9 protein-coding genes are annotated in these 15,533 nt (G+C 43.4%); 6 read left to right on the forward strand and 3 right to left on the reverse strand.

Going from position 1 to position 15,533, the window contains the following annotated elements; translation table 11 throughout:
• Window positions 1-300: 300 nt before the first annotated feature.
• From MHB46_RS16835 to metK, 5 genes are all read left to right on the forward strand, one after another.
• The gene (locus tag MHB46_RS16835) at window positions 301-2,673 is read left to right on the forward strand and encodes a copper amine oxidase N-terminal domain-containing protein (RefSeq protein ID WP_341162920.1); all 2,373 of its coding nucleotides are present in this window, start codon (window positions 301-303) and stop codon (window positions 2,671-2,673) included.
• 99 nt (window positions 2,674-2,772) lie between these two features.
• Window positions 2,773-4,314 carry a stalk domain-containing protein gene (locus tag MHB46_RS16840; RefSeq protein ID WP_341162921.1) on the forward strand — a complete coding sequence of 514 codons (1,542 nt, stop codon included), beginning with the start codon at window positions 2,773-2,775 and terminating at the stop codon, window positions 4,312-4,314.
• A gap of 45 nt (window positions 4,315-4,359) precedes the next feature.
• On the forward strand, window positions 4,360-4,938 hold the full coding sequence (locus MHB46_RS16845; protein WP_341162922.1) for a hypothetical protein: 579 nt from the start codon (window positions 4,360-4,362) through the stop codon (window positions 4,936-4,938).
• Between the two features lie 143 nt (window positions 4,939-5,081).
• Complete coding sequence (locus MHB46_RS16850) at window positions 5,082-5,372, forward strand: alpha/beta-type small acid-soluble spore protein (protein ID WP_341162923.1); 291 nt, start codon at window positions 5,082-5,084, stop codon at window positions 5,370-5,372.
• Between the two features lie 331 nt (window positions 5,373-5,703).
• Entirely contained in the window at window positions 5,704-6,906 is a 1,203-nt protein-coding gene (gene metK / locus MHB46_RS16855) for a methionine adenosyltransferase (protein WP_013312298.1), read from the forward strand.
• Between the two features lie 129 nt (window positions 6,907-7,035).
• On the opposite strand, the gene MHB46_RS16860 is transcribed toward metK, so the two are convergent.
• From MHB46_RS16860 to MHB46_RS16870, 3 genes are read right to left on the reverse strand one after another with little or no spacing between them, the layout of a single operon-like run.
• Entirely contained in the window at window positions 7,036-7,938 is a 903-nt protein-coding gene (locus tag MHB46_RS16860; protein WP_341162924.1) for a TetR/AcrR family transcriptional regulator, read from the reverse strand.
• A gap of 55 nt (window positions 7,939-7,993) precedes the next feature.
• A complete protein-coding gene (locus tag MHB46_RS16865) occupies window positions 7,994-11,110 on the reverse strand; it encodes an efflux RND transporter permease subunit (RefSeq protein WP_341162925.1) in 3,117 nt (1,038 codons plus the stop codon).
• Window positions 11,107-12,516, reverse strand: coding sequence for an efflux RND transporter periplasmic adaptor subunit (locus MHB46_RS16870; protein WP_254326128.1), 1,410 nt, complete (start codon window positions 12,514-12,516; stop codon window positions 11,107-11,109). Before MHB46_RS16870 ends, MHB46_RS16865 begins: the two co-directional genes overlap by 4 nt.
• Before the next feature lie 266 nt (window positions 12,517-12,782).
• On the opposite strand from MHB46_RS16870, the gene MHB46_RS16875 reads away from it, so the two are divergent.
• Window positions 12,783-15,500: a stalk domain-containing protein gene (locus MHB46_RS16875; protein ID WP_341162926.1), complete on the forward strand. Its 2,718-nt coding sequence runs from the start codon at window positions 12,783-12,785 to the stop codon at window positions 15,498-15,500.
• Window positions 15,501-15,533: the final 33 nt, after the last annotated feature.

Below are 15,533 nucleotides of genomic sequence, written 5' to 3' on the forward strand. Positions count from 1 at the left end.
AATTATGACTGTGGGAAGCGGAATACATAATCAAAAAAATAAAAATTTTTTTTGAAACAGACGCAACTTTTTGAACCCATGCTACGTCTAATTGGGTGAGTATGAAACAAAGGGGTACAAAAGCGTAAAGACAAAATTCGCTAAAAAAAATCTTTACGGCATTGTTATCACATTGTATAATACTGGAGTACGTCATAAATGGACGCTTTCTTTCAACTAGATTCCAAGCTTCTGTGATATTGTCACAGATATCATTTTATAAGGGTTCTCATAAAGCTCGGAAAGGAGGTGTAACGACTGATGAGTGACAAGATCCGACAAAAAGACAAAAATAATATTTCTGGTTATATTCAAGGAGGAGAAAAAAAGGTTATGACAAAGTTTAACAAAAAAATGATTAACGTGCTGGCAACAGCAACATTGGTTGCTGGTGTAGCAGCTCCAATCGCAGCATTGACTGCACCTACTGCAATCCATGCGGCTTCTAGCTATGTTGCTGTGAATACTCCTAGTATTGGTTCGAGCCAAACTACTAACACTACTCTGGGTAGAGTGAAAGTTAACGTAAGCCAAGCTTCTGTTGGCAAGAATGAATCTTTCACAGTTACATTGCCTAAGGGTTTTGAATTCGCTACTAATCCTGGTGTTGTCCCTACTGCTATTGATTCTACTTATGGTTTGGGTGTTTACGTTGATCCAGGCGATAACAATGATGATGCTGCAGCTCGTGCAGAAACTGGATACGTTCCGGGTGAAGGTGTGACTGTAGAGAAGCTCACTAATAACTCTGCAAAAGTGACTTTCAACTTTACTAACTCTAAAGATAGCGTTGATCTTTACCTGAACTTTGGTAAAATTAATGTTAACGGACCTAGCAATGGACCTGTAAAAGCTACTTTTGATGCAGCTTCTGCAAGTGGTTTTACTAGCGGTGAAGCAACAATTGCAAACGTAGTTTCTTCCGGTCAAGTATCTTTGTCTGCTGCTGATACAGTTTCCAGTGAAGAAAACTTTACTGCAACTTTGAAAGTTAAAGAAGAAACTGCTGGTTCTTTGGGTAATAACAACATTAAATTGAAATTGCCTAGCGGTTTCAAATGGGATTCTGCTCCTAAATCCCCAGCTACTATTTTGTTTACTTCCAAGACAGACAAAGCAATTAAACCATCAGATGTGAACTATTCTACTGATGGCGATACTCTTACTTTGTCTTTGAAAACAGTAAGTGATGCTCAAACATCTTTCCAATTGCCTGTAGGATTCTATGTTGATGATGAAAACAGTGCTAAAGAAGGCGATGTAACAGTTAGTATCTCTGGTAATGCAACAACTGATGTTAGCTCCCTCGTAGTAGGTAGCTATGGCCAAATCGGTGGTGGCGTTTCCGTTGCTACTCCAACAACAATTCTTGCTGGTCATGATGAGCAAAAAATTGGTGATGTAACAATTAAAGAAACTGTTGCTGGTTCTTTCGTAAAAGGACGTACTGTAACTTTGCGTCTGCCTGAAGGTGCTCGTTGGCAGTCAACTTTTGAAAGCAATACCCCAGGAAGCAACTTCTCCGGTTCTATGGAGAACACTAACGGTTTGGGCGGAGCAGAAGTTTCCTATACTGACTCTGACAAACGTACTTTGAAATTGACTTTCAACAGCGCTAACAGCACAACTGATGCTGGTACTTTGAAACTGAAAAACGTTGAAGTTGCTACGCAACCAGGTTTCTCCGGCGATCTGAACGTTGATGTTGCTGGTAGCCAAGGTCTGAGCGGTACTGTTAAGGTTGCAACTGTGAAACAAGCAGTTACTCTGGCTGCTGCTTCCAAACCAACCCTGACAATCGGTCTGGGCGATCAACAAGTTGGCGATATCACAATCACTGAAGCTGCTAAAGAAGCTTTCGTTAAGAAAGACGGTAGCCGTGAAGTAATCTTGGAATTGCCAACAGGCGTACGTTTTGCTTCTACTCCAGAAGTAAAAGTTACAGCTGGTGACGTTAAAGTGAAGAGCGTATCTACTGATACTTACGGCGAAAGCAACAAAGGCCGTCTGAGCTTCTACATCGACAGCGAAAGTGCTACTCCAAGTACAATCACAATCTCGGCTCCTAAGCTGACTGTTGACCGTACTGTAGCTCAAGGCGACATCGTTGCTAAGCTGAAAGGTAGCGCAGTTTCTTACACTGCATACAAAGGCGCAACTGACAACACTCAAAACTGGAAAGACAACAACACTGCAGCTGCTGAAGTAGCAATCGCAACTGTTGGAACTCCAGCTCCAGGTGCTACTAAAACTAAAGCTGTCTTCACACTGGGAAGCACTTCCTACACTGTGAACGGCGAAAGTAAAACTTCTGATGTAGCTGCTTATGCTGAAAACGGACGCACTTACTTGCCAGTACGTTATGCAGCTGAAGCTTTGGGTGTATCTCCACAAAACATCCTGTTTGACAAAGCAACTTCCACAGTTACGCTGATTAAAGGTGACCGCGTTGCTCAAATCAAACTGAACACAAACCTGTTGACTATTAACGGTTCAGTGGTTCGTATGGACGTTAAAGCTGTAACTAACAAAAACCGTACTGTACTGCCTATCTTCTGGGTGAGCAGAGCGCTGGATGCATCCATCAACTATGATGCAACTGCTAAAACAGTAACTGTTGAAAACAACAACTAATTTAAGAGCAACTCTTTTGAGTTAACTGAATTAGATGAGAAGAGGGTTCCTTTTGGAGCCCTTTTCTTTTATTAGTCTTATTGACAAAGGAGAGAAATTATGAAACGTTTTGGAGTGGCAGTACTGTCCACATTGGTTCTTTCTTCTGCGTTCGCCAGTCTTGCAGGAGCTCAACCAGGTGATATAAAGGTTATTATTAACGGTGTAACTCAGCAATATACCCAGTCCCCGGTTGTTAGTCAAAATACAACCTTAGTGCCTCTCCGTGGTGTTTTTGAAAGCTTGGGTGCGAAAGTCGATTGGGACAGCAAAGCTAAAAAAGTGACAGCATCTAAAAATGACGATACGTTAACTTTAAATGTTGGTTCTAAACTTGCTTATAAAAATAGTAATCCTGTACAGCTCGATGCAGCAACTCAAATTCAAAAGGGTCAAGTACTTGTTCCTTTACGTTTTGTGAGCCAATCATTAGGCGCCAAAGTAAATTGGGATCAGGCTACACGAACAGTGACCATTTCCAATCAAGCTAATGGTAATACTACTACTGTTGATCAAACCAATAGTTTATCCAGTAAGCCTCTCACAGCTCCTGTGACCAAAGTTACTTATGATACCTATTATAATGATTCTTTGACTTATGATGATGCAGTTAAACTGGCCATAGCTGATAGTACTTCAGTTAAAACAGCAGCAACGAATATCGATCAGGCTGGGAAAATAATGAAAGAAGCTGGCAAGGATATTAACTTTGTTCCAGCAGAAGCAGGTGATGAAGCACAAGACAAAGCTTTTAAAGGTTATGCTCAAACGAACCTTAATTATGAGGCTGCTAAAAAGAACTTGGATATGACCAAAGAAGGCATTGAGTACAATGTGAAGGATCTTTACAATAAGCTTCTTCAAAAGCAGAATGCCGTTAAACTGGCTGCATTGAATATTGAAGATGCTGAGCGCAAGCTGAAAGTTGCACAAATTAAAAGAGATAATCAAATGTCGAGTGATTATGAGGTTACGCAAGCAACTAATCAGTTGACTCAAAATCAAGCTGCTTTAGAGAAGGCAAAAAAAGATCTAGATAGTGCATATGTATCTTTGAACCAAGTGATTGGTTACAAACCAGAGCAACGTTATGAATTAAAGGATAAACCTGTATATTCTGAGTTTAAAGATAATGTGGAAACTAAAGTAAGCCAAGTACTTACCAGCAGCACGGCTATTTGGCTGAGTGAGCAAAAAGTGGATTTGGCTGAATTGAGCTTGAAGCTTTACAATTTTAGTACGCCAGGTAACACACCTTACGAAGCCGAACAGCTTAATGTTGAGAAAGCTCAGTATGCAACAGAGGGTACAAAAAGACAACTCGAAGAAGCAGTAAGAACAATCTACAACAACATCAAAGCATTGGAAAGCCAATATTCACAGATTCAAGCTGGCTTGGTGAGTGCTAGAAGTGCGGCTGATATGGCTAAGAAGCAATTTGATGTTGGGTTGGCTACAGAGCTTCAGGTTTATGAAGCTAATTTGAAAGTCACTACTGCTGAGCAACAGGCCGAAGATATAGTTACAAATATTGATACTTTGAAGTTGGCTTTTGATAAGCCTTGGGCTATGCAGGGTTCTTCTGGAGCTAGCGCACAATAATTAAAACTTAACTATACTTGCTATAACCTGCTGTAGGAGGACTTCATGAAATCACGCTATAAAGTATCATTGGCTGCTGTTTTACTTGGAGGAGGAATTGTTGCTGGTTCCTTAATGAACAATTCAGTTGATGGTGCCTCCAGTTCTGGACAACCTGGTACAGCTGATGATCCAGTCGTAACCAAAAGCTATGTTGACCAAAAAATTGCTCAGGCCATCAAAGGTGGAACACCAGCAAGTAATACGAGTAGTAAAACGACTAGTTCGACTACTCCAACAACAAACGCTACTTCTAACACAACAGCGTCAGGAGCTTCTGGTGCAGGAAAAACTTCCACACCAGAGCAGACAGAGGCTTTAAAAGTAGTTGATGTAAAGCCTGGCCAAAAACTGATTGCCAAAGCAGGGTCAGAGTTTATTTTACGAAATGGTTATGCTGTTGTGTATAGTATGGATACCAGTGGTGCTATTGATATTACTTCTGGAACGGAAATTTTCCATAATCAGGCTGTCGAAAAAAATCATTTATTATCCTTTCCTAGAGAAGGAAGAGGTATTCAAGTAAAAGAAGGTCAGAAGTTTGGTCTGGTCGTTATGGTACGAGGCGGTTACACTGTTCAGTAAACTGTTTTTGTATATAAGCTGCTTTCGGTGGGCTCTTTTTCTTAAATACTGCTTGGGATAGTAAATTGTTCTTGGCTAAATTGAACCTAATCGCTACACACTAACCCCATGAAAGACAATATGTTTAGTGGAGGGTGTATACGATGGCGTCAAGAGGTCAAAGACGATTAATTCCCGAAAGCCGTGCCAGGTTAGATGATTTGAAGTATGAGATCGCTGCTGAGTTTGGGCTACCAGTTTATAATCCTCAATATACTCATATACATCCCAATGCTGACAGTGAATTTGCTGCAGAATTGGGGGAGTTTTCGGGGGGCCAAAATGTAGCATGGCGTGATTTGACTTCAAGACAGAACGGTTCAGTTGGTGGTGAAATTACTAAGCGACTGATACAATCTGCTGAACGTAGCTTATCTGAATTTGGTACATTGTAAATAGCAATAATTTTCTAAGTTTTTGATTATATAGTAGCGTATAGACTAGGGTTATTTACATGTGAATCGAAAATGATTTGCATGTAAACTTACCTCAATTTCGAATGTTGTAATTGGGCTGCACGAATTGACACCTTGTTTTAAATAGGATATCATGGCATTTGAGGCTTGTACGCAACCTTTTCCTACCGGAAAAGGTTCATTTTTTATTAATAAGGTAACAAGATATCTTCCGCCATTTGTTAGCTTGAAGGTATCTGAATAATGCCATTGCCATGTCAGGATTTTTTAATAAATCCTCATGTATTTTAATTGTGGGAGGTTGAAATTCATGTCTGTAAAAGGCCGCCATTTGTTCACGTCCGAGTCTGTAACAGAAGGCCATCCGGATAAAATCTGTGATCAGATATCCGATGCTGTATTGGACGCCTTTCTGGCTAATGACCCTAATGCACGGGTAGCATGTGAAGTATCGGTAGCTACTGGTCTCGTTCTCGTCATTGGTGAAATCAGCTCCAAATCGGAATACGTGGATATTCCATCCATTGTACGTAATACGATTAAGGAAATTGGCTATACACGTGCGAAATACGGTTTCGACTATAATACTTGCGCTGTATTGACTTCTTTGAATGAACAGTCGCCGGACATTGCTCAAGGGGTTAATGCTGCCTTGGAAAGCCGTGATCCTGCTGAAGTAGATAAAGAAACGGAAAACATTGGGGCTGGGGATCAAGGATTGATGTTTGGTTTTGCTACGAACGAGACACCTGAGTTGATGCCTTTGCCTATCGCTATGTCTCACCGTATTGCACGACGTTTGTCTGAAGTACGTAAGGATGGAACACTGAATTATCTTCGTCCAGACGGGAAAACTCAAGTAACGGTAGAGTATGAAAATGGTAAACCTGTTCGTATTGATGCTATTGTGGTTTCTACGCAGCATGCGGAAGATACTACTTTGGAGCAAATTCAAGCAGATATCAAAGAAAAGGTTATTTTGCCAGTTGTTCCTGCCGAATTACTGGATGAGCAAACCAAATATTACATTAATCCAACAGGACGCTTTGTTATCGGTGGCCCTCAAGGAGATGCAGGTCTGACAGGCCGTAAAATTATTGTGGACACGTATGGTGGTTATGCGCGTCACGGCGGGGGAGCATTCTCCGGTAAAGATCCGACCAAGGTGGACCGTTCCGCTGCTTACGCTGCTCGTTATGTAGCGAAAAACCTCGTGGCAGCTGGATTGGCAGACAAAGTGGAAATTCAGCTTGCTTATGCCATTGGTGTAGCTACGCCTGTTTCGATTAACGTCGATACATACGGTACGGGTAAAGTAAGCGATGAGAAGCTAGTTGAATTGATCCGAAATAACTTTGATCTGCGCCCAACAGGCATCATTCGCATGTTGGATCTGCGTCGTCCAATTTATAAGCAAACTGCTGCCTACGGTCACTTTGGCCGTACAGATTTGGATGTACCATGGGAGAGCGTAGATAAAGCTGAAATTCTAAAAGAACAAGCGGGGCTGTAATTCCTCGTATATTATCAAAATAAAAGCAATAACCCAAAAAGACTGTTTCATGCTTTGCATGAACAGTCTTTTTTTGATGTGTTTCGCTGTTAAGTATGAATTTGCACCGAAGTACCGAATACTGAGTGACTACTCGGATATCGGTGCATGGTCCAATAAATTTTTAAGTAAACGACAAACCTTTTGCAGTTCCTTGTACTGCTCCAAATACGCAAAAAGGGCTTTCAGGAGGCCTTTTTGAGGGTTCGATTTCAGAGCCTCTTCCTTTAAATGAGCGTAGATTTGCTGACACTCCTGTTTCTCCTCTGAACTCCACGAAGACAGCAGTATACTGTCTTCCAAGGAGTGGAGAAGGCTGTTAATTTGACGGCCTTGGTCAAAGGGGTTACTTAGAGCACTTTCAGGTAACCAGCCTTGCTTGCTCCAGAACAAATGTGGAGCTGAATCAGCATTGTTCAGGCTGGTTGCCAAGGAACTGGATAAGAAGATAATAAACTGTGTTAGATGTTCAATCGTTTCATCATTCATCCGATCGGCAAAGAAGCGAATATATTCAAACACAATGCTTTTAAGTACAAAGGTCATATCCCATGCATGATCTTCAATGCTCGGTCCAAAAATATCAATCAGGCAGTCGCGAACCCATTTGTACAATTTGTATTCATGATTCTCGAATGCGTAATTGAGTTGTTCATTCTGAAAAATAAGCATGGAAGGCTCAGGAAGATCCATCATGAGATACACTTTGTTTTCAACGAGATTTTTCAAGTAAAGTACAATAAAACCGTGCAGTTTATCGTGCTTAGAAAGATTAGGTTTGCTGTAGAGAGCCCGGATGTCTTGTTCAATGTTATTTTCCAGAATGATACACATTTCTAGAGGGAGTTCTTCTTTTCCTTGAAAATATTTATAGAAGGATGCTTTCGCCATCCCACTTTCTTTGGCTATTTCTTCAACAGATGTTGAAGAATAGCCTTTTCTGGAGAACAGCCGAATGGCCGCCTGTAAAATATCATTTTTTTTACTTTCCATACATACTTCCCCCTAGGGACCGGCCAACTCGACAGCATCGAATTCACTTCATACATCACAAAGGTTGGTCACGTGTGATAACTGTGTGCTGCTGTTTTTTGAGTTGACGGCGCATCTTGTACTTGGCCATGATCATATACAAGGACGGTACGACAAACAAGGTTAACAAGGTCGAGAATAACAAACCGAAAATGACGGTAAACGCCAGTGGCTTAAAGAGCAGGCTTCCCAATAGTGCTAATGGAATCATACCTACAATAGCTGCCAAAGATGTCAATAAAATCGGTCTGAAGCGAGCAGCGGCCGCCTGTATTACGGCTTCCTTTAATTCCATTCCTTCATGTCGTGCATCCTCGATAAATTCAATTAACACAATCCCATTCCGCACAACAATGCCCGCGAGTGCAATAATTCCCATGATGCTCATAAAACCAATAGGCATACCGGTCAAGAAAATACCAATAATCCCGCCGGCTGCTGCCAGGTACACGGTCGTCATAATAATAATAGGAATGGAGAGGGAATAAAATTGCATAGTAATCAAGAGTAAAATGAGCAAGACTACAACGATCGCCAGCTGTCCTAAGTCCTTGAATATGGTCGATTGGTCAGAGGTTTCCCCACCAACCTCCCATTTGTAGCCTTCTGGGAACTTCATTTGCGCCAGCTTACCTTCAACATCAACCATCGCTTCGCTTGCAGTTCGTCCGTTCAAATCGGCTTCCACCGTAATCGTCCGCTCCATATTGTAATGCTTGATTTGCTGAATAGCAAATGACGGTTTAATCTGGACAAGCTGGTTTAATGGAATTTGCTTACCAGCTGCATTAACTACACTTAATTGTTGGAAAAGCTTACTTGGCTCCTCGTCGCTGTGATTCAAATACATTTTAATATCTACCAGACTGTTTCCAGTATCAAATTGGCTGACTTGGGCTCCTTCTTTTAATAGAAGCAGGGTGCGAGTCAAATCTGTGTAACTTACCAGGTATTGATCCATCGCTTGTTTGTTGACCTCAAGCTCCAGTGCATATCGTTCAATTCCTATATCATCCACGATGCCTGTTGTGCCCTCTACTGTCGCGATCTGCTCCTTTGCTTTTTGGGCAAGAGTTTGCAGTTCATTCAGATTCTGACCTGAGATACGAATAGAAACGGGCTTACCCACTGGAATCCCGAGACGAGGAACATACATCGTAACTGTAACTCCAGGGTAGGATTTCTTAACATGTTGTTCCCAAGCATCAACTGTCGTATTGAGATCGAATACGTTTTCTTTGCCGACGACAGCAATCTGCCCCACCGTTTCGTTATAACTAATATTTCCACCCGAACTATTAATGTCACTAAAAAGTTGTGGGGCAGTCCCTCCAGCGCTGTAGACGACCTTGGAAGTTTCAGGTTGCTTTTTCACCCAGCCTGCAAGGTCTTTAACGACCTGGTCGGTTTCCGCAATTGAAGTGCCTACAGGCATTTTTACATTTAGTGCGACATGAGGATCTTCCGACTCAGGAAAAAGTTCAACTGAGGTAAAGGGAACTAATCCATAGGCGGCTGTTCCAAGCATGAGTCCGACCATGGCTGTCAACAAGGGACGCTGAATAACCTTAGGCATCAGTTTTTGTGAATAGAGCTTGTTTAAAGAATGAATCTGCTGGCCGAGCAAGCCTGCTGGTTTAGACTTACCCTGAGGGTGACGAGCCTGTCTGCGCTTCTCATACCATTCTCGAAAAATAGGGATGATGGTGAGCGACATGATCATAGAGGCAAGCATGGTTAGGGAGACAATAGCAGGAATAGGTTTAATAAAGGCACCTACATTTCCAGGAAGAAACAACAATGGCGCGAAAGCTGAGATAGTAGCCAGAGTTGCAACCAAAATAGAAAGCATGACCTCTTTGGTACCTTTTACAGCTGCGACTGAGGGTGATTCTCCTAATTCCGTAAGTCTACGCTCAATATTATCATTTACAACTACGGCATCATCCACGAGTATGCCGAGTACGATGATCAGACCGACAACGGAAATCTGATTTAGAGTGATGCCGAACATAGGCAAAAAGATAATGGCAATCGAAACCGAAATAGGAATGGCCAGTGCAACAAATGCAGAGGTGAGCAAATTCAGCCCCAACATACAAACGAGAATAACGGCCGCAATCGCAAGAATCGTTTCACGCTTTAAGTCGTCAAAGATATGGCTTACCTGATCCTTTTGTGCAAAAAGAGTTTGAAAGTGAACACCTGCGGGAAGTGTTTTCTCCAGTTCTTTGAGCTTGGTATTGACCTTTTCGCTCATAGAAGGGATGTCTGTGCCTGTTTCTGCTCCAATACTTAGCGTAATGGCCGGTTTACCCTCTACATAGGCAAAGTATTCTGTATTAGGATGTGCCAGCTCCGTTGTGCCGATATCTCTCAAATATACAGGATTACCTTCTTTGGTGCGTGTCAAAAGGACCTGATTCAATTCATCAGCTTTTTCGGTTTCGCGAACAATAAGTTGATAGGTACGTCCGTTGTATTCAATATTACCAGTAGGAACCCGATCAATTTGAGACTGGATCGCTTGAGCTACTTGTCCCCATGACAGCTGGTATTGCTGAAGCTTCTGGTTGTCAATATGAACACGTACTTCTTGATCAGGGAGACCATTGAATTTGACGCTAGATACGCCAGAAATGGTGTTGAGCTGATCTTTCCAAGTTGTTGTTAAATCATTTAGTTTATACAGTGGTGCGGAAGAGTCAGCTGTTAGGGCATAGGAGCCGATAAAAGAGCTGGTTAGCTTGTCATTTACAACAGGCACTTCAGCGCCTTGAGGAAGATCAGCTTGTGCATCCTGCACTTTTTTACGCATATTATCCCAAACCGTTTGAGGATCAACTCCGTTTTTGGATTCGATTAAAATAGAGGAGAATCCGTTACCAGAAGTCGAACTAATCGTTTTAACACCTTCAACTTCCTTAATGCGTTTCTCCAGCTCTTTAGTTACGGTTTGTTCTACTTTTTGTGGTGAAGCACCGGGGTAGACTGTTGTTACCATAGCATTCTGTATGGTGACATCCGGCATTTCCTGCTGTGGTAACTGGAAAAAGCCGAAGATTCCGACCAAAATCAGCATGACAAAAAACAGCAATGTAATTTTTCGTTTTTTTACGATGTACTCAATCATGGGCGTCCGCCTTCCTCTGACTGAATCGCATTTCCATCAAACAGGTTTTCTGCCCCTTTAACGATAATACGTTCGCCTTCACGAAGTCCCGATACGATTTGCAACTGATTATCTACAACCTGATTACCAAGCTCCACAGGGGTTTTAACAGCTTTTCCTTGAATGTCTTTGAAAATAAAAGGCTTGCTTCCCGTGTTAATGACTGCTTCGGCAGGAACGAGAATCCCATTCTTGTCGGTCACCTGTTGAGCAGCTTTAATGACCTGACCGGGTAACCAGTCTCGCTGTGGATTGTTTATAACAATCTCTACGTTAACCCTTCCCGTGTCGGTGCTGGTCGAAGGATAGACGTTAGACACCGTACCTTGACGAGTCTCTTCATAGAGCGCCACTTCTACTTGTTGACCCTTTTTCCAATCCTTAATTTCACTGTCTGGTACAGGAAGCAGCACTTTGAGGCGGTCGATGGACCCTATGCGATAGACGGCTTGCCCTGACGCGACCAAATCACCTGTATTCACGATTTTGTCTAAGATTACACCGTTCACAGGAGAGATTAGACGTGTGCGTGAAAGTGCCAGTTCTGCCTGCCCCTTGGCAACAAGGGCTTTTTCGTAGTTGGCATGGGCTTGTTTTTGGGAAGCTGCAGCCTGTTCACTGGCCGCAAGGGCTTTGCTTTTACCTGCAAGCGCATCTTGAAAGGAAGCTTGGGCGGATTGATGATCTTCGGCTGTGGCTCCTTCCAGCAAAAGGGACAGGGATTCCTTGGCTTGTTCCAGGTCTTTCAGGGCTGCGGTAGCATTCAGGCGAGCATTTTCATTATCTGATGCGGTAGCAGCGCCTGCCTCAAACAGCTTCTGTGTACGCTCGCTATCCGTCTTGGCCTTGTTATAAGCGCTTTGTGCCTTATCTACAGTAGCTTGCGCTTGTTGTTTCTCTTGAGCACGTGCGCCTTTATTGACCTTGTTAACATTCGCGCGAGCTCCTGTAATGCCGGCATCGGCGGATTGAATCGCGGAGGTAGCAGCCTGTAAATTAGCCTGTGCGTTATCAATACCAGCCTGTGCCTCCAAGATGGAGGCTGTCGCCTGTGCCACCTGAAGCTTGTAGTCAGCGTCATCCAGACTAGCAATAACGGCGCCCTTCTGTACAGCAGTACCGACAGTGAGATATGCACTGGCTACAGTGCCTCCATTTTGGAAAGCCAGTGTGTTCTCCTCATAAGCCTGAAGAGTGCCTGACAAGTTATAGGCCGTATGAAGTGGCGTGGATTTGACGATTGCGGTGCGCACAACGGTTGGCTGTGCAGATGAACCTAGAGCGGCATCTTTTTTTTCTGTAGAACATCCGGTCATTGCGATGCTCAGGGATAAAGTGAATATGATGATGGCCCGTTGTTTGTTCATGATTATCAATCCTTCCGATAGGGTCATAATTGGATTTGTGAACTAATCAGTATTATTTGAACTAATAAGTTCAAATGTATTATAGTGCGCCGATATTGCATTCGTCAATTCATCGTTTTAGATTTTATGAATTAGTTGACGGGATTTTCGTAACTTTTGCCTATATAATAAGTCTATTAACATAAGAGGATTTTTTTGTTTATTGATAGAGTACACGTGCGGAATAAAACCGTTTGAATACACTGAAGATGGGAGCTATTATCCAAATGTTTTTAAGTAATAAGAAACAGAGTGAAGTGAAAGTAAATGGCAGAGGAATTGCTAAAAGATGGGCCGTGTTAACACTGGCAGGGGTATTATGGGTCGGTCCGGTTGCTGGAACTGGGGCTCTAATGCCCTTGAATAGTTGGATGTCTGCTCCAATCGCAAGTGCAGCCTCTGGTTCAACTTTAAAATTGGGCGAAGAGATCATTACTTCGGGTGCAACATTATTGAAATATCGTTTTAAAGGGTCCAAGGGAACAGCGCTGGCTGATATCATTCGAGTGGACTTACAAAATCCGTACGTCAAGCTGGATGTCATGACGGGGAAGAATGGACAGTTTACGACCCGTCAGAGTACAGGTGGCATGGCAAAAGAGACCGGGGCGGTTGCTGGTGTAAACGGAGATTATTTTAATACCTCCAGCGAGGGAGCGCCGATCGGTGGACAAGTATCCAAGGGTGTGTTGATGTCTACTCCGTCTGATTTAACGGGTATGTATGCCTTTGCTGTAACCAAGGATGGTTCTCCCATGGTGGAGCAGTTTACTTTTGAAGGTACAGTAAAAGCTGGAGATGGGTCGTCCTTCTCTTTGGCGGGGATGAACAAGGCTTCGTATTCGCCTGAGACGAGTGGGGGCGGCTATAGCCACTCTAATGCTATGTATATTTATACATCTGCTTGGAAAGCGATTGAGCGGCCCAAAAACAGTTCGACAACGCCCACCGAGATATTGGTACAAAATGGTGTGGTTACACAAGTCTCCGACAATGCTACGTTGAATATGACCGTTCCGCAGGATGGCTATATTTTACGTACTCATGGTAAAGCTGCTGATTATGCCAAAGCGCATCTGACCGTGGGACAGACGGTAGAAACAAGTTATCACCTTCGTGTTAAATCGACAGGGAGTGAAGTAGATCCTTCTAACCTTCAAATGATGATTGGTGGACATACCATATTAGTAAATGACGGTCAGAAAACCTCTTTCTCCCGAAGCACAACAAGCATAGGCGGAACGCGTGCGCGTACAGCTCTGGGATATTCTCGTGACAAGCGTTACGCTTATGTCATTGCTGTTGAGAAGAATGGGAACAGCGTTGGTGTATCCCTGAGCGAGCTGCAAACGCTGATGAAAGATATTGGCGTCTGGAAGGGTATGAACCTTGACGGGGGCGGCTCTACCACCATGGTGACACGTGATTTGGGAGATACGACAGCGGGGCTTACGTTCAATACAGAATATGGTACAGAGCAACGTAGTATTGTAAATGGAGTGGGGGTATATACCAATGCTCCTAAAGGAACGCTCAAAGGCTTCACCATCAAGGGCAATAAAACGTTGCTGATTGGTCAGACCGGAAGCTATTCCTTCAAAGGTTATGACAACTACTACAATCCATTCGATACCTCGAAAGTACAAGTGACGTGGAAATCCAGCAATCCGGCTGTTGTGTCAGTGAGCGGCGGCGTTGTAAAGGGAGCCAAACCGGGAACTGCTACTTTAACGGCATCTAGTGGCTCAGCCAGCGCTACAACCAAGGTCACGGTGCTTGGAGCAGATGAAATTTCATCACTTACCGCAGGCACTGGAACTGGCTCGTTTACCGCTGGAGCTAAAATCGCTGTACCGGTAACGGCAAAGACAAAAGATGGACAGAGTGTCAGCATTACGTCAGATGCGCTCAAATGGGAGTTCATCGGCTTTAAGGGCAGTGTCAAGGACAATCAGCTTACAGTAAATACGGTGGATGCAGGCGTGAAAACGGGCTATGCCATCGGTCGCTATGATGGTTTCAGCGCTGTCGTCTTCCTGTCTGCTGGCGGAGCAAGTACAAACAACTGGGAGAACTTCGAAAATGTTTCGTATCCGGTTGATTTTACTTCGAATGTGGAAGGTGTTACCGGCACAGCGGCTGTTGTACAAGGAGATGGCGACCATGCCAATTCCAAAGTGCTAGAGCTGAACTACGATATGACGAACGGCAGTGGTAAAATGTATGCTTACGCTCAATTGAACGGCACATCCGGGAAAACGCTTGAACAGGCGGCTACTTCCATCTCGATTGATGTCAGAGGGGATAAGAGTCTGAACTGGCTGCGCGCAGAGCTAGAGGATGCTCAAGGCAAAACAGCATATATTGATCTCGCTAAAGTGATCGACTGGAACGGCTGGAAAACCATTAACGCAGATATGAGCGGTTTGAATATTTCGTATCCGGCGAAGCTGAAGCGTCTTTATGTGGTCAATGTGGCAGAGGGTCAGGACGAGCGCGCTAAAACAGGCAATGTTGCTTTTGATAATATTTCTTTTAATACACCGGGAACGGTCGGTACAGAAGGACTCAAAAAAGGAACAGCTCAAATGACGATCGGGCAAAAATCAATGACGGTGAACGGAACGCCGACCACGATTGATGCCGCTCCGATGACTCGCGATGGTTCAACATATGTTCCGATCAAGTATGTACTGGACGCATTTGGCGGACAAGCCAAATGGAATGCGGGCGATCAGCGGATCACCATTATGCGCGGCGGTGTGCTGATGGATTTGACCGTAGGGAAAAAAGAAGTTGTTCTGAACGGGAAGCGTCAAAGCACTGATGTTGCACCCATTGTGCTAGGAGGTAGGACTTTAGTCCCATTAAGACTCGTGTCTGAGCAGTTAGGAATGACTGTAAAATGGGAACAAGAAACGAAGACCATCACCCTCCAGTCATGATATGGTATGATATATACTTGAAATGCTAGGATT

The sequence above is a fragment of the Paenibacillus sp. FSL H7-0703 genome, from assembly GCF_038003485.1.
In the GTDB taxonomy this organism is placed as follows: Bacteria; Bacillota; Bacilli; order Paenibacillales; family Paenibacillaceae; genus Paenibacillus; species Paenibacillus polymyxa_B.

Excerpts from the sequence above, each read along its gene's own strand:
- MHB46_RS16840 (WP_341162921.1), top strand. The coding sequence starts at position 2,773 with ATGAAACGTTTTGGAGTGGCAGTACTGTCCACATTGGTTCTTTCTTCT.
- MHB46_RS16835 (WP_341162920.1), top strand. The coding sequence starts at position 301 with ATGAGTGACAAGATCCGACAAAAAGACAAAAATAATATTTCTGGTTAT.
- MHB46_RS16845 (WP_341162922.1), top strand. The coding sequence starts at position 4,360 with ATGAAATCACGCTATAAAGTATCATTGGCTGCTGTTTTACTTGGAGGA.
- MHB46_RS16875 (WP_341162926.1), top strand. The coding sequence starts at position 12,783 with ATGTTTTTAAGTAATAAGAAACAGAGTGAAGTGAAAGTAAATGGCAGA.
- metK (WP_013312298.1), top strand. The coding sequence starts at position 5,704 with ATGTCTGTAAAAGGCCGCCATTTGTTCACGTCCGAGTCTGTAACAGAA.
- MHB46_RS16870 (WP_254326128.1), bottom strand. The coding sequence starts at position 12,516 with ATGAACAAACAACGGGCCATCATCATATTCACTTTATCCCTGAGCATC.
- MHB46_RS16860 (WP_341162924.1), bottom strand. The coding sequence starts at position 7,938 with ATGGAAAGTAAAAAAAATGATATTTTACAGGCGGCCATTCGGCTGTTC.
- MHB46_RS16865 (WP_341162925.1), bottom strand. The coding sequence starts at position 11,110 with ATGATTGAGTACATCGTAAAAAAACGAAAAATTACATTGCTGTTTTTT.
- MHB46_RS16850 (WP_341162923.1), top strand. The coding sequence starts at position 5,082 with ATGGCGTCAAGAGGTCAAAGACGATTAATTCCCGAAAGCCGTGCCAGG.